The following is a 19036-nucleotide window of genomic DNA, read 5'->3' on the forward strand; positions in this document are numbered from 1 at the left end:
CCTCCGACCCGTCCTTGAACGTGTCGGGCACGATGCCTGTGTAGTTGGCACGCACGACCTGGCCGTTGTGCGTCACCTCGAACCGGTAGTCGAGCGAGTCCGCCTTCCGGCGCACGTCCGACGCGTGTCCGTGCAACTGCAGCCGCTTGCCGTACCAGTCGGCCGGCTGCGTCATCACCTCGTCCACGTGTTTGTAGTACTGCGTGTCCTCGCGAAGGCTCGAGTAGAGCATGGCGCTGAACGCCACGCCGAGGACCAGGGTCGAAATCGCGATTTTGGCCGTTTTTGATCCGCTCATGATGTGACGTGGGCCCAGGAACCGCCGGACGGCCCACGAAGCGAATTATGACCCCGTTAGCCGGTCAGCGCCACCGTCGGCTGACGAACGGGTTGAAACCCGGTCGCTCCATGTCCCGGAGGCTGGAGGCCAGGAGCCTCAGCCCCTGGCACCCCACCGTCGCAGGCGTTCCGCGACCTGGGCGACCGGCAGACCGACGACGTTGGTGTACGAACCGTCGATGCGCGTGACGAAACGGGAGGCCAGTCCCTGGATCCCGTACGCGCCGGCCTTCCCCTCCGGCTCGCCTGACGCGACGTACCACGCGATATCGTTCTCATCCAACGGGGCCATCCAGACCACGGTACGCTCGACGAATGTCTCCACATCGTCGCCGGAGCGCAGGGCCACGCCCGTCAGGACCTCGTGCGCGCGACCGGACAGCCGGCGCAGCATGCGCGCGGCCTCGGCCGCGTCTGCCGGCTTGTTCAGAATCGCGCCATCGCACACCACCGTGGTGTCGGCCGCCAGCACCAGTTCGCCCGCGGCGCACGGAACGGCGTGCGCCTTGGTCAGGGCGAGCCGCTGCACGAGCGCGTCGGCCGCTTCGCCGACGTGTGGCGTCTCGTCTGCATCCGCCACGCGAATCGTGAACGCGAATCCCGCCGCCGTCAGCAACGCGGCCCGACGCGGTGACGCCGACGCCAGCACGATCGTCATCGCGCGGCGGCCCGAGCGCCCGAGACGACGGCGAACCGGCGACCGCGGTCACCAAGCACATCGCGAAGACGCGCTTCGATGACGCGGCGATGCAGGTCGAGCTGTTCGGCGATTCTCGCGTCGCGCGCCTCCACGTACACGACGCCGCCCGCATCGCGCGTCGGCCGGCTCAGGCGCGCCAGCGCCCCGCCGACGGCCATGTGCCAGGCCGCCTCGACCTTCCCTGCGCTGTGTGGCTGGCTGGCGATGAGTTTCGTCACAGACGGCATCAATTGCTGCGTGGGCACCACGGGTGGAGAATAGCAGTCTCGCCATGACTCTCCGCCCTACCGTCCTGGTCTCCGCCGTGCGCACGCCGACGGGCAAGTTTCTCGGCAGCCTGAAGGACCTGCCCGCTCCGGCGCTCGGCGCACTCGTCGTCCGTGAAGCCGTCGCGCGCGCGGGCCTCTCCCCTGCCGACGTCGACGAGTGCATCCTCGGCAACGTCATCTCGGGCGGACTCGGCCAGCATCCCGCCCGGCAGGCGGCGCTGCAGGGAGGTCTGCCGCAGGAGGTGCCGGCGCTCAACGTCAACATGGTGTGCGGGTCTGGCCTGCGTGCCGTCATGCTCGCGTCGCAGGGCATCGCCTGCGGCGACAGCGACATCGTCGTGGCCGGCGGCATGGAGTCGATGAGCCAGGCGCCGTACCTGCTGCCGCGCGCACGCGAGGGCTTCCGCATGGGCCACGCGCAGGTCGTCGACAGCATGATTCACGACGGCCTGTGGTGCGCGATCGATCACTGGCACATGGGCATGACGGGAGAAGCCGTCGCCGAGCGCTACGGGATCGCGCGCGAGGCGCAGGACGCGTACGCGGCGCGCAGCCATCAGAAGGCCGCGCGCGCACAGCGCGACGGTGCATTCACGGCGGAGATCCTGCCCGTCACGCTACCTGCCGCGCGCGGCGGCCGAAATGCCGACCCGGTGCTGTTGGACACAGACGAATCCGTTCGTGCGGACTCGACCGCAGACGCACTCGCGCGGCTGAAGCCGGCGTTCGATCCGAAGGGCACCGTCACGGCCGGCAACGCGCCGGGCGTCAACGACGGCGCTGCCGCGCTCGTCGTCGCGGCCGAGAACGTCGCGCGTGCGCGCGGCCTCACGATCAGGGCGCGCATCGTCGCGCAGGCGACGAGCGGGCTCGAACCACGTTGGGTGATGATGACGCCCGTGCCGGCCATCCAGGCCGTCCTGCGCAAGGCCGGCTGGACGCTTGACGATGTGGACCTGTTCGAGATCAATGAAGCGTTCGCGGTGCAGGCGATCGCGGTGACGGGAGAGCTCGGGATTCCCGAGGAGAAAGTCAACGTCCACGGCGGCGCCGTCGCCCTTGGTCACCCGATCGGCGCGAGCGGCGCACGCGTCCTCGTCACCCTGCTCCACGCCCTCGAGCGCTACGGCCTGCGACGCGGCGTGGCGGCTCTCTGCCTCGGCGGCGGCAACGGCGTCGCGCTGGCGATAGAGCGATGATTCAGTCCATCGGCGTTGTCGGCTCGGGAACGATGGGGAACGGCATTGCGCAGACGTTTGCGCAGCATGAGTTCGCCGTGACGCTCGTCGACGTCTCTCCCGCCGCGCTCGAGCGGGCGAAGACGGCGATTGGCAGGAGCCTCGGCAAGTTCGTCGAGAAGGGCACGCTGACGGCTGCCGATCGCGACGCCACGCTCGGCCGGCTCTCATGGCACGGGTCCATCGACGCCCTCGCCGACGCCCACTACATCGTCGAAGCGATCGTCGAACAGCGCGACGCCAAGCGTGCGCTGTTCGCGAAGCTCGATGCGTTAGCCGGAGCTGACGTGATTCTCGCGACGAACACTTCGTCGATCTCGATCACCGACATCGCCGCGGCGACGCAACGCCCCTCGCAGGTACTGGGCATGCACTTCCTGAACCCGGTGCCGCTGATGCCGCTCGTCGAGTTGATCCGCGGCCAGGCGACGTCCGACGCGTCGATGGCGGTCGCCGAGCACCTGTGCCGTCAGTTGCGGAAAACGGGCATCGCCGCCAACGACTACCCCGGCTTCATCGCCAACCGAATCCTGATGCCGATGATCAACGAGGCGGTGTTCGCGCTGATGGAAGGCGTGGGCACGGCCGAGGCGATCGACTCGGTGATGAAGCTCGGGATGAACCACCCGATGGGTCCGCTCGCGCTCGCCGACTTCATCGGCCTCGACGTGTGTCTGGCGATCCTCGACGTCCTGCATCAGGGCCTCGGCGACCCGAAGTACCGCGCCTGCCCCCTCCTCCGCCGCCTCGTCGCCGCCGGCCACCTCGGTCGCAAGTCAGGGCAGGGGTTCTACAGCTACGCGTGAAAACAGAACCGGCAACGGGCAACCGGCAAACCGGCAACCGGTCGGAGCCGAACCTGTTCTTCAAGTGGCAGGGCCGGCTCTCCAAGTGGTAGGGCCGGCTCTCCGAGCCCGGCCTTTCGACATGCCCAACCGGTTGCCGGTTGCCGATTGCCCGTTGCCGGACCCGGCTCCGCTCACATCCGCCTGTTGGCGACTCGGATGAGGCGCCAGTAGGTGAACGCGGCCAGCGGGGCCACGACGACGAGTTCGCGGGCGACGGCTGTCAGATTGTGCGCAAGGAAACCGTCCACCCAGTAGCGCCGCGAGATCGGCAGGAACAGGTGCAGGTCGGATTGGTAGTAGTCGGGCCGGAACGGCCAGAGCGCCATGACGCCGATCGGCGGCGTGGTGTCGTGCCCGAGCCAGTCGAGCAGCGGGTGCGTGAGGTAGGCCAGGCTCGCGGCGATGGCCCAGCGCCAGCCGCCCGTGACGACGCGCGCGATGAGCAACACAATCACCGCCGCGCCGACGCTATGCGTGTACATCGAGTGCACACCGAAGAGCAGGTCGACGTCGGGCAGCGCGCCCAGCACGGCAAACGGGATCATCGCCAGGAGCGCCGTGTCGATGGGACGCTTGGCGGCCGGCGGGTCGATGGCACGAACGAGGGCGCGGGGGCCGGCGGCCAGCACGCCCACGGCCAGGCCGGCAAGGGCATGCCCCACGGGGCTGGGCATCAGAGGACAGTAGCAATCCCTGCCACGCGCCGGCAACCTGGGGTGTGCATTTGCTGCACGCCTCAGACAGAGAGGCGAAAGTGATGCGATTCCGCAAATGACTATTTCATAGGTCTTTAGAGACAGTAGCCGCCTTCACTTTCGCTTGACTTGCGCCTGGCACATTCCTAGAATGCCCAAGGCGGCAGACACGCAATAGGGCCGCCGCGGCCCAACGCGTACGGACCAGCCACGTTTCATCACCGCAAGGAGTTTCGAGTCATGCCCGTTGACGACATCAAGGAACGCGTTCGTGCCATCGAGATGGCCGTTGGCCAGATCGAGAAGCAGTTCGGGAAGGGCTCGATCATGCGGTTGGGCCAGAAGGACGCCGTCGCCATCCCCAGCATCTCCACGGGTGCCATCAGCCTGGACTACGCCCTCGGCGTGGGCGGTGTGCCGCGGGGCCGTGTCATCGAGGTCTTCGGTCCGGAGTCCTCCGGCAAGACCACGCTGGCCCTGCAGGTGATCGCGCAGGCCCAGATGCTGGGCGGGATGGCGGCGTTTGTCGACGCCGAGCACGCGCTCGACGCGTCCTACGCGCAGAAGTTGGGCGTGAACCTCGAAGACCTGCTCGTGTCGCAGCCCGACAACGGTGAACAGGCGCTCGAGATCGTCGAGGTGCTCGTCCGCTCCGGCAGCGTCGACGTGATCGTGGTCGACTCGGTGGCCGCGCTCGTGCCGCGCGCCGAAATCGAGGGCGAGATGGGCGACGCGCAGGTGGGCCTGCAGGCGCGCCTCATGTCGCAGGCCCTGCGCAAGCTCACCGGCGTGGTGGCCAAGAGCAAGACCTGCCTGATCTTCATCAACCAGCTGCGCGAGAAGATCGGCGTGATGTTCGGCAACCCCGAGACGACCACCGGTGGCCGCGCGCTGAAGTTCTACTCGTCGGTGCGCATCGACATCCGCCGCATCGGCGCGATCAAGGATGGCGATCAGGTGACCGGCGGACGCACGCGCGTGAAGATCGTCAAGAACAAGGTGGCGCCGCCCTTCCGCGAAGCGGAATTCGACATCATGTACGGCGAAGGCATCTCGCGCGCGGGCGACCTGCTCGACCTCGCCGTCGATCGCAAGATCGTCGACAAGAGCGGCACATGGTTCTCGTACAGCGGCGAACGCCTCGGCCAGGGCCGCGAGAACGCCAAGCAGTTCCTCAAGGACAACCCCGCGACCTACCAGGCCATCGAGGAACGTCTCCGCAAGGAGCTCGGCCTCGCCGCCCCAACCGCCGAGCCCGTCGCCGGATAGTCGACCACAGCGTTCCTCTCCCGATCTGTAGGGGCACCCCTTGTGGGTGCCCGTTCGTCACTGTCGTCTCGACGAGCGCCTGAACGGATACAGCAACTGCTTCATCCACCCCACCGGTACGTCTGATGTGCTGGCAAGGCCGTACTGCGTCGGCCAGTGGCCCGGCAGGTAGTACGTCCCGAACAGGAGATCCCACAGCGGCGTGTGCACGGCGAAGTTCTTGTCGAGCGCGTCGCGCTCCGCGCTGTGGTGCCAGTGGTGGAACGCGGGCGTCGCAACGAATCGACCGAGCGCGTGGAACTCCCATCGGACGTTGGCGTGGATGAACGTCGCCTGCGCGGCGACGAGGAACACGTAGACCATCAGGGCCTGCCTGGAGAACCCGAAGACGAAGATCGGGACGTAGGTCAGGCCGCGCGTGAGGATCACGTCCACCAGATGCAGGCGCGAGCCTGCCAGCCAGTCCATCTCCTCCACCGAGTGGTGAATCGCGTGGAAACGCCACAGCACGGGCACCGCGTGGAACGCGCGATGCACCCAGTACTGCGTCAGGTCGGCAACGAGTACCATCGCGAAGACCTGCACGAGCAGCGGCAGCGCCGCGATCGTGCGCTCGATGGTCGCCACGCGCGCCCAGTCGAACAGCACGAGCGCCGGCGTCAGAGTCAGAAGCGTCAGCACTTCGACCAGCAACGAGTTCACGAAGAAGTACGACAGGTCCACGAGCCAGTGCCGGCGGAACACCGCCTGCGTCGTCTTCAAGGCAAACAGCCGCTCGAGCGGCACGAAGACCGCTGAATACAGCAGGAGGTTCAGCACGAAGAAGTCCGCGGCCAGCCAGGACGATGCCCCCGTGACGGCGGTGTCCACGCCGACGCGCGACCCGCCGAGCAATGCCGCGGCGAGCGTGAATCCGATGCCCGTGAGGGCGAGCGCCTTGTTCGCACGGAGCATGGCGCTGACAGTGCCGAGGAGGAACGACGCGACGAGCGTCAGGTGAATCGCCGCGCGCAGGTACGGTGAGGCGTAGAGCGGGCGCAATTCGCCAAAGGCGACGTATGTCGGGAAATGAAGACCGAGCACCAGACCGAGCCCGGCGATGCCCAGCAGGGCGGACATCAACCCGCTGATGAAGCCATGCCCGACAGACGTCGCCTCCGACGTCCTGAGCGCGAGGTGCGCGTGACGCCGTGGCGCCCTCCCGCCGTCACGCACGGATCCCGTCATCCGTCATCCAATCGGTCAGGCGCTCGAACGCCTTGACTCGACAACGTCCACTGACAGGGAAGAGGAAATGGTGCCGAGGGCCAGAATCGAACTGGCGACACTACGATTTTCAGTCGTATGCTCTACCAACTGAGCTACCTCGGCACGAGGTGCGCGGCGGGAACAACCTGCGAAGAATAGCACAGGCCGCCTAACGGGCTGAAGCGCTTCTGAAGTTGGTGTAGGGGCCGGCCCCCTACATCTGCGGGAGAGGTGTGTGCGAGGGGGCGCCGCGTCCCGCGCCGGTCGCGCCGACGCAGCGCGAAGGCGGATGAGTCCGCTCGATTGCGACGAAAAGGCGCCGCGAGAGGGAACTGTTTGCGGCGTTCTTGCAGAAGTGCCCTGTCCGGAAGCTCTGGCGGACTGGCTCGGCGTTTGCTCTTGCGTGGAGCACCGTGAGCGACATGCAGACTTCATCGACGGTGCTGCAGTTCCCATCCGACGGCAGGCGCGGCCGACGCATCGAGCCGCTGTCCTCCGGCGTTGCCCCACTCCCCGAGTTGCCGGGCGACCTCCTTGGTCCTCGTACGCCGGCGATCCCGCCGATCGGCAAGGATCGGGAGCGCGTCCTGCTCGACGCCTGGCGCGAGGCGCACTGGTCGCTCCGCATGGCCCTGCAGGAAGTGGCACGTCAGCGGCCAGAGATCGGTCTCGACGCGCTGTACGACCACGCGCGTCGCTGCGACAACCTCCTCGCCGACTTCTACCAGGCCCGTGCCGAACTGCTCGCGCGAGAGGTGCGCGACCTGCAAGCCGCTCTCGCCAGCAGTGCCAGGGGTTGACAGTGATGTCCGTCCGCCGGATGAAATCCGGCGGCTACCCTGCCCTGTGCTGGCCGGGCGACCTGTCGCGCCGTAGCCCGCGTAGGGCGCAGGCCGACGCCCGGCCCGATCCTCCGTTCTACTTTCCTGCGGTGTACGTCAGCCACGTGAACAGCGTGTGGCCGTGACGGGGGGCGCGAGTAGCGGTGGATGAGACGAACTGCCACACGTAACCGGACTCCAACGTGACGCGCTTGCCCAGCGGGCGGATCACCGTGGCCATCACGCGGTTCTGATCGAAGCCCTGTTGCGGCCCTCCGCGCGTGTCGTCGAGCGTCACGAAGTATTCGTTCCACAGCGCTGCCGTCCAGCGGCTCGCGCCGAGCGGACGCGTCAGGCGCGCCATGGTGCGCAGGCGATGCGACGAGTCCTGCCACGCATCGAGGAACCGTTGCTCCACGCGGATGCGGATCGACGGCGTCCACTTCCCCACGTTCGGGAACGTCGTGCTCAGTTGCTGCCACACCCGCTGCTCGTCGTCCGCGCGCTGACCGTCGGTCCAGCGAGCGACCGTCGCCACACCGCCCCACAGCGTCGCACGCCGCCCGAGCCGGCGCCCGACCGATCCGCGCACGATGGCTTCATGCCGTTCGGAGAGGTCCTCCTTCCACCGCGGCTGCACCTCGGTCTGCAGCGTCCACTGTTCGCCGATCGGTATGAGCGCGACCAGCAGCAGCCACGCCTGCACGTCGTGCGTGGCAGGACCTGTCGCCTCCTGCGCGCGCGCCACACCCACACTCAGCACCACTCCCACGGCCAACGCCAGGACCATACGCACGATCACGCTCACAACGTCCTCCCGAGCATCCTTGCCACGACGCGCATCCCACCGGCGCGCTGCAACCCTGGCACGAAGCACGCCTTCTCGAGTGTCGCATCATCGCCGGCCAACGTTGCCACGTCGAAGGTGACGCGGTGCCCGCCACCGGCAGCGGCAACGGCCACGGCCGCCCAATAGCGCGCATCGCCCACGGCGAGCACGTCAGCCGCGACGCCCGACGGCAGCGTCGCAAGTGCCGCCGCGATGTCTTGGACGCGCGCCTGATCGTCGCTGACGTTGAACGTCAGCCAGTGGTTGTGCGTCCTGGCACGCGGAGCCACCGATTCGCCCGTCTGGAACACTTCGACGATGAGGACGGGGCGACGCGCCTTGCGTGCGGCGGCGACCTCCGCGAGCGCGGCGCCTGCTGCGCGTCCCTCCGGGTGAATCACCACCAGCGGCCGGCCCTTGCCGGGCGTCCACGTGCTCGGCACGCGATCCCCCTGACCGCGCGTGATGATGCCGGCCCCGTCTCGCGTGGCCGTCACTTCGTCCGGCAGCGCGAGGATGCGACGCAACATTGTCCGCAGCGCCGCGTCGTCCTGCACGGCATCGGACTGCGCGGTGGCGGCACGTCGCCAGTCGGCGAACAGGCTGTCGTAGGTCGCGGCGTGGGTGGGCAGCGTTCGGCCCATCAGCGCCAGCATGTCTCCCGGCTTCTCCACCGGCGCCGACCGTTCCTTCCCCTCGTCGGCCCGGCCGAACGCCTGTCGATCCATGAAGCGATACACCGCCTCGCGCGACGTCTGGTTGTAGTTGTGCGGCGCGTCCACCTGCAGGTGCGACAGACGATCGGCAGCCCCGTACAGGTCGTAGATCCGTCTGATCGCCGGGTACTCCTCGTTCGGCACCTGCCTGGTCCAGTCGCCGGTCGCCGAGACCAGGAGCATCGGCTTGGGCGCGAAGGCGGCCGCGATGTCGAGATTGCTGATACCCAGGCGCAGGCCCGGTGCGTTCTCGCAATACGAGCCGCCCTGCATGTACGCCGACACCATGTTGACGGGGGCCGCGTACGCGATGCGGTCGTCGACGGCCGCGAGCAGGAACGTCTGCGTCGCACCGCCCGACGCACCGGTCGCCCCGATGCGTGTCGCGTCGACATCCGGCAGCGACGTCAGGAAATCCACCACGCGAATCGAGTTCCAGAGTTGCAGGCCGAGCGGACCGAATGACCACAGTGTCTCGCGCGGACCATGGAACGAGTGCGGCACCTGCATGGTGTCGTCGTACCCGACCATGTCGTAGATGAAGACCACATGACCGCGGCGCGCGAGGTTGGCAGCACGCATGGGCACCGACGCGAGCGGTTGATGTTCGAGCCTGCCGTAGTTCCAGTGGCCGTGCGGCGAGACCACGGCGGGATGCGGGCCCGGCGTGGCCGGCACGTACAGGTTGCCGCCGAGGAAGAACCCGGGCCACGTCTCGAGCAGGACCTTCTCGATCGTGTAACCGTCTCGTTGCAGTTTCCCGAAGCGCTGTGCGTGCAGCGGTGTCTTCTCCGGCATCGGGTCGAGCCCCGCAGCCGTGAGCACCTGTTGCCGCACACGCGTGCGGTGACGCTCCCAGGCCTCCTTCGTGTCGAACGGCTGCAACACCACATGCGTGTCCGTGTCGGGGACGTCGACATTGCGCCGATCGGCGACATCCGCCGCGAGCGGAGGGGCGATTGGGGCCTGCAACAGCGCAACGAGCAGCAATGGCAGCATGACCTGCACTCTACGCACGTCCCTTCGCGGCACGCAACTGCGCGCGTCCGCCCATTGCAGGCGGCGCGACACGGTGGTACCGTCAACGTTTGGAAGGACAGCCAGACGCCATCACGCCTCCGGCCCGTCCCGGTGGCCGCGCGCAGCGGCCGGCACGTCAGGTCAGGAGGAACGGCAGTGGCGAAGAGCCTGTTCGTCGGCAACATCCCGTACCAGGTCAGCGAACCCGAACTCGAAGAGCTGTTTGCGCAGGCCGGCACGGTCGAGAGCGTGACGGTCATGCGCGATCGCATGACCGGCCGCCCGCGCGGCTTCGCCTTCGTGTCGATGACCAACGACGATGAAGCACTGAAGGCGATCCAGCAGTTCGACGGCGCGCAGCTCGGTGGCCGCGCGATTGCGGTCAACGAGGCACGCCCGCGTCCGGAACGCGGACCCGGCGACTTCGGTGGCGGCGGTGGATTCGGCGGCGGTGGTGGCGGATTCGGTGGCGGTGGCGGCGGTCGTCCCGGTGGCGGGGGTGGCGGCCGCAAGCCTGGCGGTGGCCGCGGTGGCTACGGCAACCGCCGCGAACCCCGCTGGTAAGTCAGCACGAGTGTGCCAGGGGTTGAAACCCCTGGCCTCCATCTGACACTGACTCAGCACTCGCTCAGACTGAGCGGGATGTGCACGGCCAGGCCTCCATCGGCCGTTTCCTTGTACTTCGCGCTCATGTCGAGCGCCGTCGTCCACATCGTGTGAATCACCGCGTCGAGCGACACCCTGGCGTACGCCGGGTCGCTCGCGAGCGCGAGCTGCGACGCCGTGATCGCCTTGATCGCACCCATCGTGTTGCGCTCGATGCACGGGATCTGCACCAGCCCCCCGACGGGATCGCACGTGAGCCCGAGATGGTGCTCCATCGCGATCTCGGCGGCCATCAGCGCCTGGCTCGGTGAACCGCCGTTCACTTCGGTGAGCGCGGCGGCAGCCATCGCCGACGACACGCCGATCTCTGCCTGACAGCCCCCCATCGCCGCGGAGATCGTCGCGCCCTTCTTGAAGAGGCACCCGACCTCCGACGCCACGAGCAGGAACCGCGCCATGCGATCGGGTGTCGACGCCGTCTGCCCGAAGACCACGTCGTACGCCAGCACCGCGGGCAGCACACCCGCCGCGCCGTTGGTCGGCGCCGTCACCACACGCCCGAAACACGCGTTCTCTTCGTTGACGGCGAGCGCGAACGCCGTCACCCAGTCGAGCGTCCATCCGAAGCCCGTCCCGCCGGCCGCGATCGCCGCAAACCACGCGTCGATCTCCGCCGCCGTTGTCGTCGCGCCCGACACGTGGTCGCCGGCCGGCAGATTCTGCGCTGAGAGGTCGCGCGTCCCCAGCAACCGCGCGTTGATATCCGCCGCACGGCGACGCACGTTCAGCCCGCCGGGCAACCGTCCCGGTGTGTGGCACCCGCGATACATGCACTCGCGCATCACGCGCCACACGCGCGCGATGAACGCGTCGGTGTCCGCCCGCGGCCGCCACGCCGCCTCGTTCTGCAGCACGACATCAGCGATCGATCCGCCCGTCGTCTCGCACCACCGCAGCAGATCCTCGGCGGTGTCGATCGGGAACGGCAGCGACACGCCGGATCCCGACGCGCCGTCGCGCCCCTGCCACGCCACGAAGCCACCGCCGATCGAGAAGCACACGATCTCGTCACGACGGCCATCCGTCCACTGACTCACGAAGCGCATGCCGTTGGGGTGTTCCGGCAACGACTCCTGCTCATGGAAGGTGACGGCCAGCGACGCCGTGTCGCTTGTCGCCAAGGTGAGCGTGTGCGTCTCCAGCGCGTGCCTGACGCGCGCCTGCACGTCCACCATGTCGCACGTCTCTGGATCGGCACCGAGCAGCCCCGCGACGACGGCGATGTCAGTACCGTGCCCACGCCCCGTCTTGGCGAGCGATCCGTACAGGTGCGCCTCGATCGCCTCCACGCCGGCGAGGCCCGACTCGGCAGTCCAGCGCGCCATGCACTGCTCCGCCGCGCGCCACGGCCCGAGCGTGTGCGAGCTCGACGGCCCTACGCCAATCTTGAAGATGTCGACGACGGACAGTCGCTCGTCAGCCATGGCAAGTCTGAACCTCTGTCATTCGCCATTCGGCATTCGTCATTCCAATGCCCTGCATTCCGGGCATCGCGCGATCGCGGCATCGCGGCATTTCAGGTCACTGCTCTGGCAGTGCTGCTTCGATTTCGTCGATCTCCGACAACGACAACCGCAGGTCCGCTGCGCCGACAACGCCATCGATCTGCGCCGCCGATCGGCCGCCGACGATCGCCCCGGTGACGACAGGTCGCCGCAGCACCCAGGCGATCGCCACTTCGCCGGGCGACCGCCCATGACGCGCGCCAATCGTGCGCAGCACTTCGACGAGCGCGAGGTTCCGGGACAACTGCGGCTCCTGGTACTCCTTGTTGGTGCGCCGCCAGTCGCCGGCGGGCAGCGACGCCACGCGCTCCCGCGTCATCGCTCCGGTGAGCAGTCCCGAGAGCATGGGACTGTACGTCAGCACGCCGATGTCGTGTGCCTCGCAGTACGGAAGGATCTCCGGCTCGATCGCGCGGCGCAGCATCGAGTACGGCGGTTGCAGCGACGCCACAGGCGCGATCGCTTCCGCCACGCCGAGGTCCGCCACCGTGAAGTTCGAGACACCGATGTGCCGCAGCTTGCCCTGCGCCTTCAGGTCCGCGAGCGTGCCCCATGCCTCCGCCACGCTGCCCGGCGACGGCCCCTCCTGCGCAGTCCACCGCGGCCAGTGCATCTGATAGAGGTCGATGGCGTCCACGCGCAGACGGCGCAGGCTGTCCTCGACTTCCCGTCTGATCGACGCCGCCGTGAGGTCGTGGTGCACGACGCGATCCGCGCCCCACACGAGCGTGCACTTGGTGAACACGTACGGGCGCTCGGACAACGGGATGTCGGCGAGCGCGCGCGCCACGACGTCCTCCGAGTGTCCGAGGCCATACGCAGGTGCCGTATCGACCCAGTTCATGCCGCGGCTCACCGCCTGTCGAATCGCCGCGATCGAGTCACCATCGTCCTGCGGGCCCCACCCGAAGCGCCATTCGCCGCCGATCGCCCACGCGCCGAAACCGATGGGCGTGATGTGCAGATCCGTCCTGCCGAGTTGTCGAGTATGCACGACGAGATTCTACGCCCGGTCAGCGAACGTACACGGAACGGCAAGCGCCGTCGTCAGGCGTTCGAGGTAGTCCGCCCGCGGGATCTCGCGCGCACCGAATTGCACGAGATGCGGCGTGATCCATTGCGTGTCGAGCAGGACGTACCCTCGCGCGCGCAGACGCTCGACCAGCGCGACGAGCGCGACCTTCGACGCATCGGTCACCGTGTGGAACATCGATTCGCCGAAGAACGCCCCGCCAATCGACACGCCGTACAATCCGCCGACCAGCACATCGTCCTGCCAGGTCTCCACCGAGTGCGCGTGGCCGAGCCTGTGGAGCGCCACGTAACTGCCGACGATGTCGTCGGTGATCCATGTCTCGTCTCGTGCGCTGCAGGCGCGCATGACGGCCTCGAACGCGGTGTCCACCCGCACGTCGAAGCGCGACTGCCGGACCACGCGCGCCAGGCGCGACGGGGCGTGGAACGTGTCGATGGGGATGACGCCGCGCGGGTCGGGCGAGAACCACTCGATGCGGCCTCGCCGGCCGGTGCCCATGGGGAACCAGCCGAGCGCATAGGCACGCAGGAGCAGGTCGGGGTCGATGGTCTGTCTGCCGCGCGCGCGCATGGGCCTGCACGCTACGATACCGTCGATGCGCCGGTTCGCAAGACTCCCACCTTGGATACCGCTGGCAGCGAGCGTCGTGGTCGTCCTCGCCGTGACGACAACGCCCTGGTCGGCGTACGTGGGGCATTCACACTGGGCGGACGTGGAATGGGTGCCGTTCACGCGAACGCTGCGCCCGCTCGATTTTCTGCTGAACGTGCTGTTGTTCGTCCCGTTCGGCGCCGCCGCAACGGCGTAGCCCACAACGGGCGAGCGCGCGCGCCCGACAACTGCACGCCTCGCCCTCGTGGTCTGCGCCGGCGTGGCGCTGTCACTCCTGGTGGAACTGTTCCAGGTCTACTGCCACAGCCGCTCGCCCACCATGACCAATGTGGTGAGCAACGGGCTGGGCACCTGGCTCGGTACGCGACCGATGCTACGCGTTGCGACGCCCATCGATGATGGTCCAGTTCGTGAGCGTGGCGTTCAGTCCATACGCATCGGCCGTGAAGTCGTCGAAGAACACAGGAGCCGCCTGCGCTGACGAAACACCCAGTGACAGCACGACAACGAGCGGTGCGAGTCGCTTCAACATTCAAATCTCCTTGAAGACCACACAAGACCAGCCGTCTGGCAGCCCTGACTACCGACGCCGCCTCAGCACGCGGATGATGCTCCGGAACGACCGGTCAGGGCAGGCAGAGCGCTTGCCTGCGCCTGTTGCCAGGGACAGGCTACCGCATCACGTCGCTGATCGGACGGCCGGCATATCCCGTCAATTCGACGTAGCCGCGCCCCTTCACGGGCCGGCCGGCGGCTTCACCCTCGACCTCGACCGCGCCTTCCCAGTACGTGACGCCTGTCGAACGGCGGGTCACCAGTTCCTGCGCGTCGAGTACGGCTCGCACGCGCAGGCGGGTCGCGTCACCCGGCACCGACACGTCCCATTCGACGGGATAGGTCGCATGCGAGGTGGGCGACCGCCACGTCCGCCGCGGCTGGATGGCGAACGCGTCGGCCGCCAGTGGGCGCGACGCGCCATCGGCCGCCACCCACGTGCCCGACGAATATGGGTCCACACCTCCGTCGGTCCGCCTGAACCGATACAGCATCAACTCCCGCCCATCGTCCAGTTGCAGCGCGAACCAGTCCCACCCTTGCACGTGTCTCTCGAGGGTGCTGGAGCCGAACTCATGATCCATCCAGCTCGCGCCCGTGACGCGGACGTCCTTCGAGCCGATGCGCAGCGTGCCGCTCGTCGGCATGCGCGTGAGGGAGTAGTAGTGCGACGCGTTGCCTGGATCGCTGCCTTTCCGGCTGTAGCCGCGGTCCCCCTGCAGGACTGCGGGCTTCCCCGGCTCGAGCCGGAGATCGAGCGCGAAGGTCTCGGCGTCGATCGCGAGGTGGTGACGACCGTCCGCGTCGAGAGACACGCGCCATGTCTCGTTCCACACATCGTAGCGATCGGTGCGGGCGCCGGCCCAGTGCAGGCCCGCGCGATTGATGCGGTCCTCGTAGAGGTGCACACCCGTCGCCCGATCCGTCACGGCAACGTGCGCCATGAACAGATCGCGGACGGCCCACGGTGAGCGCGACGCAGGCTCGCGCACGAGGCCGTACCTGAAGAACGTCACCTGGTATCCGTAAGCACGTCCCTCCGCGCCAGTGACGTTGCCCGTGTAGTACCACCATTCGAGTCGGTAGTCGGGATGCGACACGTGATCGGCGGGCACCGACAGCACGCGCCCCGGCTCGGCCCGCCGCCAGTCCGTTGGCTGCGCGTGCGCGACGGTCATCGCCACCATCATCACCAGCGCGATGCGCATCGCCATCCCCTGCACGATTCGCGTCATTCGTCGCGCTCCGGGACGACGCTGACGTCGCGCATCGCGCGCCAGGCCGGGTACAACCCTGCGACGAGCGTGGCGATGACGACGAATGCGGACATCCGGGCGAGCGCACGCCACGGCACGTACCACTGGATGGTCCATCCGAAGCTCTGGACGAGCACCGTGTACACGAGGATGAGCGACAGCAGAAGGCCGACGCCAAGCCCCATCCCCTGCGCGATTGCGCCGAGCATCGCCGCCTCTCCCACGATCATCGTCGTGAGCTGCCTGCGCGACGTGCCGAGCGCGCGCAGGATCGCGATCTCGCGCCGGCGCTCGATCACCAGCGTCATGAGCGTCCCGATGATGCCGAGCAGCGCGACGAGCACGGCGATTGCCTGCAGCGCGTACGTGACGGCGAACGTGCTGTCGAAGATCCGCAGCACCTCTTGACGGAGCGCGCGGTTCGAGTGGATGAACACGCCAGCCGTTCCTTCGATGTCGCGCAACAACGCGTCCCGTACGGCCACCGCGTCCGCCCCCTCGCGCAGGTACACGGCAAGCCCCGCCGGACGACGATCGCCGAAATGCCGCGTGAACACCGCGATATCCATCCGGACGACGCCCCTGTCGTTCGAGTAGTCGTAGAAGACTGCCGCGACGTCGAACGTGCGCGGCCCCTGCGGCGTGGGCAGCGTCACGCGATCGCCGACGCGCAGGTCATGACGCATCGCGAACGGCTCCGACACGGCCACGACATCACGGCCGGCGAGGGCCTGCAGCGCCGCACGGCCATCAACCGGCGCCTTCACCCGCAGTCCGCCATGCGACAGCAGCGTGTCCACATCACCGGCTACCAGCGTGATGGGAGTATCGTCATACGTCACCGACAGATTACGGAAGGCATCGACGGCTAGGACGTCCGGATGTGCGCGCACGACGGCTTCGACGGTCTGGGAGATGGCGACCGCTCGCGCGCCGCTGGCTCGCGTGGCGGGTCCGACGTAGAGATCCGCCCGCAACGTCTGTCCCACCCACTCGATGACCGTCTCGCGGAAGCTCCCGACCATCACCGTGATGGCGACGGTCATCGCCAGGCTCGTCGCGAGGGCCGCCACGCTCACGGCGACGCGCGACACATGGCCGCCGAGATTCGCGTGCGCCAGCCACCCGCCCACGCGCAGCAGCCGGAACGAGGCCGTTCGCCCGACGCGCGCCGCACCACGCAGGACCGGCGGCGTCAGCAGCGCCGCGCCGAACACGAGTGCAGCGGCAGCCGCGTAACCGGCCAGCGGCAGGCCATCCACGGCAGGCACACGTGCGAGTCCTGCCGCAAGCACGATGAGCCCGACGCCCACCGCTGGCATCACGCCGCCGTTGCGTAGGCGAGCGGTGACGCGATCGGCGCCGCGCATCACGGCCGTCGGCGGCACGCGCGCTGCCTCGCGTGCGGGCAGCCACGCCGCGGCGAGCGACAGCGGGAGGCCGATGACCGCCGCGAGCAGCACGTCCCAACCGCTCAACTCCGGCGTGGCCGCGGCTGATCTGACGTACAGCGTCGCGACGGTGGCCGACGTCAGGCTTCCCATCGCACTCGCGAGCGCGCGTCCCAGCGGGACGCCGGCGGCAACACCCAGCGCGCCGAACACGAGCGCCTCGCCGAGGAACAGCGCCTGCACCTGGCGGCTCGTGCCGCCGAGCGCACGCAGCGTCCCGATCTCGTGCCGGCGCGCGAGCACCGACACGGACACCGCGTTGTAGACGAGGAAGAGGCCGACGAGCAGCGCGATCGACGACAACGCCGTCAGGTTCATGTGGAACGCGGCGAGCATGCGCTCGACCTGCGCGCTGCGCCGCGACGGGCGCTGCACGTTCACACCATCGGGCAGTCGCGCGCGCACGGCGGCTTCGGCCTCGGCAACGTCGACGCCGTCGCGCAGCCTGATGTCGATGCGATCGATCCTGCCGGCGCGACCGAATGCGTCCTGCGCGGCAGCCAGGTCCATGAGCGCGAAGTGACCGTCGAGCAGCGCAGCAGGACCGTCTGCCGCGAGCAGACCGAGCACCGTGAGCGACACCTGCCTGTCGTCGACCAGCCCCACGAGTCTGTCTCCCACGGTCACGCCATGGCGATCGGCGAACGCCCTCGTGACGACGATGGCGCCGGGCTCGACGAGCAGGCGGAGGATGTCTGTCGTACCGCGTGCCGCATCTGCCGTCGCGTACGTGCGCAATGGCGCGTCGCGCAGGACGTCCACGCCATACACACGGAGCAGCTCGGTCGGCTCATCCCCCTTGTCCACCGTAGCCCGCTGCGCGAAGGCGGAGGTTCGTACCACCAGGTCCGCGTCGATGACGGGACTCGCATGGCCGTACACGCGCAGCCAATCGAGATCGGCGATGAGTCGTTCGTCGAGCGTCCCGCCTACACCGAGAATCTCGAGCCCCGTGCGACCGGACGTCATGTCGAGCGCGGCGTCGAATCCGCGGAGGGCGCTCGCATTCGTCAACCTGATGGCCAGCACCACGGCGATACCGACGGCCACGCCGACCGCCGTCACCATCGTGCGCAGGCGCTCGGTGGCGAGGCGCCTCACGATGACCTGCCGGAACAGCTGCGTCATGCCCCGGCCGCGCCGTCGGGCGCCGCGATCCGCCCGTCGCGCAGATGGATGACGCGCGTCGCACCCGCCGCGATGGCGCTGTCGTGGGTCGCGAGGACGATCGTCAGCCCGAGCTCGCGATTGAGGGCGTGCAGCAGATCCAGCACGAGACCGCCGTTGGCGGAGTCGAGATTGCCCGTCGGCTCGTCGGCGATGAGCAGCAGCGGCTCGTGCACCACCGCGCGTGCGATGGCGGTGCGCTGCAGTTCCCCGCCGGAGGTCTGGGCGGGGTACGCGTCGAGGCGTGCGCCGATCCCCATGCGCGCCCCGGCGTCTCTCGCGGCCCGGATGGCGTCGACGGGCCGGCGCCCGGCCAGCAGCAACGGCAACGCGATGTTCTCGGCCAGCGTGAGCGTGGGCAGCAGGTTGAAGAACTGGAACACGAACCCGATGCGCGACCGGCGCGTCAGCGTCAGCGCCTCATCGTCAAGGGTCGTGAGGTCGTCGCCGGCGAGCACCACCCGGCCTGCCGTCGGGCGGTCCATTGCCCCGCACACGTGCAGCAGCGTGGACTTGCCGCACCCCGACGGTCCCATGAGAGCCACGAAGTCGCCGGCGGGCACGGTGAAGGACACGCCGGCCACGGCGTCGCGCGGTTGGTCGGGGTACCGCTTCCGGATGTCGTGCAGGTGCAGCATCGCTCTCAGGATAGGCCGGCCCGCTCGCCGTAGTATGCTGCTATCGACACGCACCACGACTCAACCAGGAAGACTTCAGGTAAGACATTACGCAATAAGCGTTTATCGCCCCTCAATAGAATCGAGAGTCTTCCGTTTGCGGACCTTTGTTCACCGAA

At 68.3% G+C, this 19036-nt stretch carries 20 protein-coding genes and 1 tRNA gene; 6 read left to right on the top strand and 15 right to left on the bottom strand.

Going from position 1 to position 19036, the window contains the following annotated elements; genetic code table 11:
- The 3 genes from IT182_05230 to IT182_05240 all read right to left on the bottom strand — a co-directional run.
- On the bottom strand, positions 1 to 298 hold a 298-nt coding region (locus IT182_05230), incomplete at its 3' end, for a cytochrome c maturation protein CcmE (GenBank protein MCC6162735.1).
- Between the two features lie 138 nt (positions 299 to 436).
- Positions 437 to 997, bottom strand: a complete 561-nt coding sequence (maf, locus tag IT182_05235) for a septum formation inhibitor Maf (protein ID MCC6162736.1) — start codon at positions 995 to 997, stop codon at positions 437 to 439.
- Entirely contained in the window at positions 994 to 1287 is a 294-nt protein-coding gene (locus IT182_05240; protein ID MCC6162737.1) for a DUF721 domain-containing protein, read from the bottom strand. The genes maf and IT182_05240 overlap by 4 nt, the downstream gene beginning before the upstream one ends.
- 23 nt (positions 1288 to 1310) lie before the next feature.
- On the opposite strand from IT182_05240, the gene IT182_05245 reads away from it, so the two are divergent.
- Entirely contained in the window at positions 1311 to 2507 is a 1197-nt protein-coding gene (locus IT182_05245; protein ID MCC6162738.1) for an acetyl-CoA C-acetyltransferase, read from the top strand.
- The gene (locus tag IT182_05250) at positions 2504 to 3352 is read left to right on the top strand and encodes a 3-hydroxybutyryl-CoA dehydrogenase (protein MCC6162739.1); all 849 of its coding nucleotides are present in this window, start codon (positions 2504 to 2506) and stop codon (positions 3350 to 3352) included. The genes IT182_05245 and IT182_05250 overlap by 4 nt, the downstream gene beginning before the upstream one ends.
- A 173-nt stretch (positions 3353 to 3525) precedes the next feature.
- Here the strand turns inward: IT182_05250 and IT182_05255 are convergent, their stop codons facing one another.
- Positions 3526 to 4068, bottom strand: a complete 543-nt coding sequence (locus IT182_05255; GenBank protein MCC6162740.1) for a metal-dependent hydrolase — start codon at positions 4066 to 4068, stop codon at positions 3526 to 3528.
- A 261-nt stretch (positions 4069 to 4329) separates the two neighbouring features.
- On the opposite strand from IT182_05255, the gene recA reads away from it, so the two are divergent.
- Positions 4330 to 5358 (top strand): recombinase RecA, encoded by a 1029-nt coding sequence (gene recA, locus IT182_05260; GenBank protein ID MCC6162741.1) that lies wholly within the window; start codon positions 4330 to 4332, stop codon positions 5356 to 5358.
- A 57-nt stretch (positions 5359 to 5415) separates the two neighbouring features.
- On the opposite strand, the gene IT182_05265 is transcribed toward recA, so the two are convergent.
- Together IT182_05265 and IT182_05270 are read right to left on the bottom strand one after the other, a co-directional pair.
- On the bottom strand, positions 5416 to 6585 hold the full coding sequence (locus IT182_05265) for a sterol desaturase family protein (GenBank protein MCC6162742.1): 1170 nt from the start codon (positions 6583 to 6585) through the stop codon (positions 5416 to 5418).
- A gap of 68 nt (positions 6586 to 6653) precedes the next feature.
- Positions 6654 to 6729, bottom strand: a tRNA-Phe gene (locus IT182_05270).
- 299 nt (positions 6730 to 7028) lie between these two features.
- Between IT182_05270 and IT182_05275 the strand changes: the two genes are divergently transcribed.
- The gene (locus IT182_05275; GenBank protein ID MCC6162743.1) at positions 7029 to 7406 is read left to right on the top strand and encodes a hypothetical protein; all 378 of its coding nucleotides are present in this window, start codon (positions 7029 to 7031) and stop codon (positions 7404 to 7406) included.
- A gap of 118 nt (positions 7407 to 7524) precedes the next feature.
- Here the strand turns inward: IT182_05275 and IT182_05280 are convergent, their stop codons facing one another.
- The gene (locus tag IT182_05280) at positions 7525 to 8223 is read right to left on the bottom strand and encodes a DUF2490 domain-containing protein (GenBank protein ID MCC6162744.1); all 699 of its coding nucleotides are present in this window, start codon (positions 8221 to 8223) and stop codon (positions 7525 to 7527) included.
- Positions 8224 to 8231: 8 nt separating this feature from the next.
- On the bottom strand, positions 8232 to 9962 hold the full coding sequence (locus tag IT182_05285) for a hypothetical protein (GenBank protein MCC6162745.1): 1731 nt from the start codon (positions 9960 to 9962) through the stop codon (positions 8232 to 8234).
- Here IT182_05285 and IT182_05290 point away from each other — a divergent pair.
- Complete coding sequence (locus IT182_05290; protein ID MCC6162746.1) at positions 9864 to 10556, top strand: RNA-binding protein; 693 nt, start codon at positions 9864 to 9866, stop codon at positions 10554 to 10556. The two genes, IT182_05285 and IT182_05290, sit on opposite strands and share 99 nt — an antisense overlap.
- Positions 10557 to 10609: 53 nt before the next feature.
- Here IT182_05290 and IT182_05295 read toward each other — a convergent pair whose 3' ends face one another.
- From IT182_05295 to IT182_05305, 3 genes are all read right to left on the bottom strand, one after another.
- Positions 10610 to 12082, bottom strand: coding sequence for an L-serine ammonia-lyase, iron-sulfur-dependent, subunit alpha (locus IT182_05295; protein ID MCC6162747.1), 1473 nt, complete (start codon positions 12080 to 12082; stop codon positions 10610 to 10612).
- A 97-nt stretch (positions 12083 to 12179) separates the two neighbouring features.
- Complete coding sequence (locus tag IT182_05300; protein ID MCC6162748.1) at positions 12180 to 13157, bottom strand: aldo/keto reductase; 978 nt, start codon at positions 13155 to 13157, stop codon at positions 12180 to 12182.
- A 9-nt stretch (positions 13158 to 13166) separates the two neighbouring features.
- Positions 13167 to 13769 carry a leucyl/phenylalanyl-tRNA--protein transferase gene (locus tag IT182_05305; GenBank protein MCC6162749.1) on the bottom strand — a complete coding sequence of 201 codons (603 nt, stop codon included), beginning with the start codon at positions 13767 to 13769 and terminating at the stop codon, positions 13167 to 13169.
- A 25-nt stretch (positions 13770 to 13794) separates the two neighbouring features.
- Here IT182_05305 and IT182_05310 point away from each other — a divergent pair, with 25 nt between their 5' ends.
- Entirely contained in the window at positions 13795 to 14007 is a 213-nt protein-coding gene (locus IT182_05310) for a hypothetical protein (GenBank protein MCC6162750.1), read from the top strand.
- 177 nt (positions 14008 to 14184) lie between these two features.
- On the opposite strand, the gene IT182_05315 is transcribed toward IT182_05310, so the two are convergent.
- The 4 genes from IT182_05315 to IT182_05330 all read right to left on the bottom strand — a co-directional run bounded on the left by IT182_05315 (position 14185) and on the right by IT182_05330 (position 18887).
- Entirely contained in the window at positions 14185 to 14343 is a 159-nt protein-coding gene (locus IT182_05315) for a hypothetical protein (protein ID MCC6162751.1), read from the bottom strand.
- A gap of 139 nt (positions 14344 to 14482) precedes the next feature.
- On the bottom strand, positions 14483 to 15601 hold the full coding sequence (locus IT182_05320) for a carotenoid 1,2-hydratase (protein MCC6162752.1): 1119 nt from the start codon (positions 15599 to 15601) through the stop codon (positions 14483 to 14485).
- Positions 15598 to 18201, bottom strand: coding sequence for an FtsX-like permease family protein (locus IT182_05325; protein ID MCC6162753.1), 2604 nt, complete (start codon positions 18199 to 18201; stop codon positions 15598 to 15600). The genes IT182_05320 and IT182_05325 overlap by 4 nt, the downstream gene beginning before the upstream one ends.
- Complete coding sequence (locus IT182_05330) at positions 18198 to 18887, bottom strand: ABC transporter ATP-binding protein (GenBank protein MCC6162754.1); 690 nt, start codon at positions 18885 to 18887, stop codon at positions 18198 to 18200. The genes IT182_05325 and IT182_05330 overlap by 4 nt, the downstream gene beginning before the upstream one ends.
- Positions 18888 to 19036 lie beyond the last annotated feature (149 nt).

The organism is Acidobacteriota bacterium (genome assembly GCA_020845575.1).
Taxonomy (GTDB): domain Bacteria; phylum Acidobacteriota; class Vicinamibacteria; order Vicinamibacterales; family Vicinamibacteraceae; genus Luteitalea.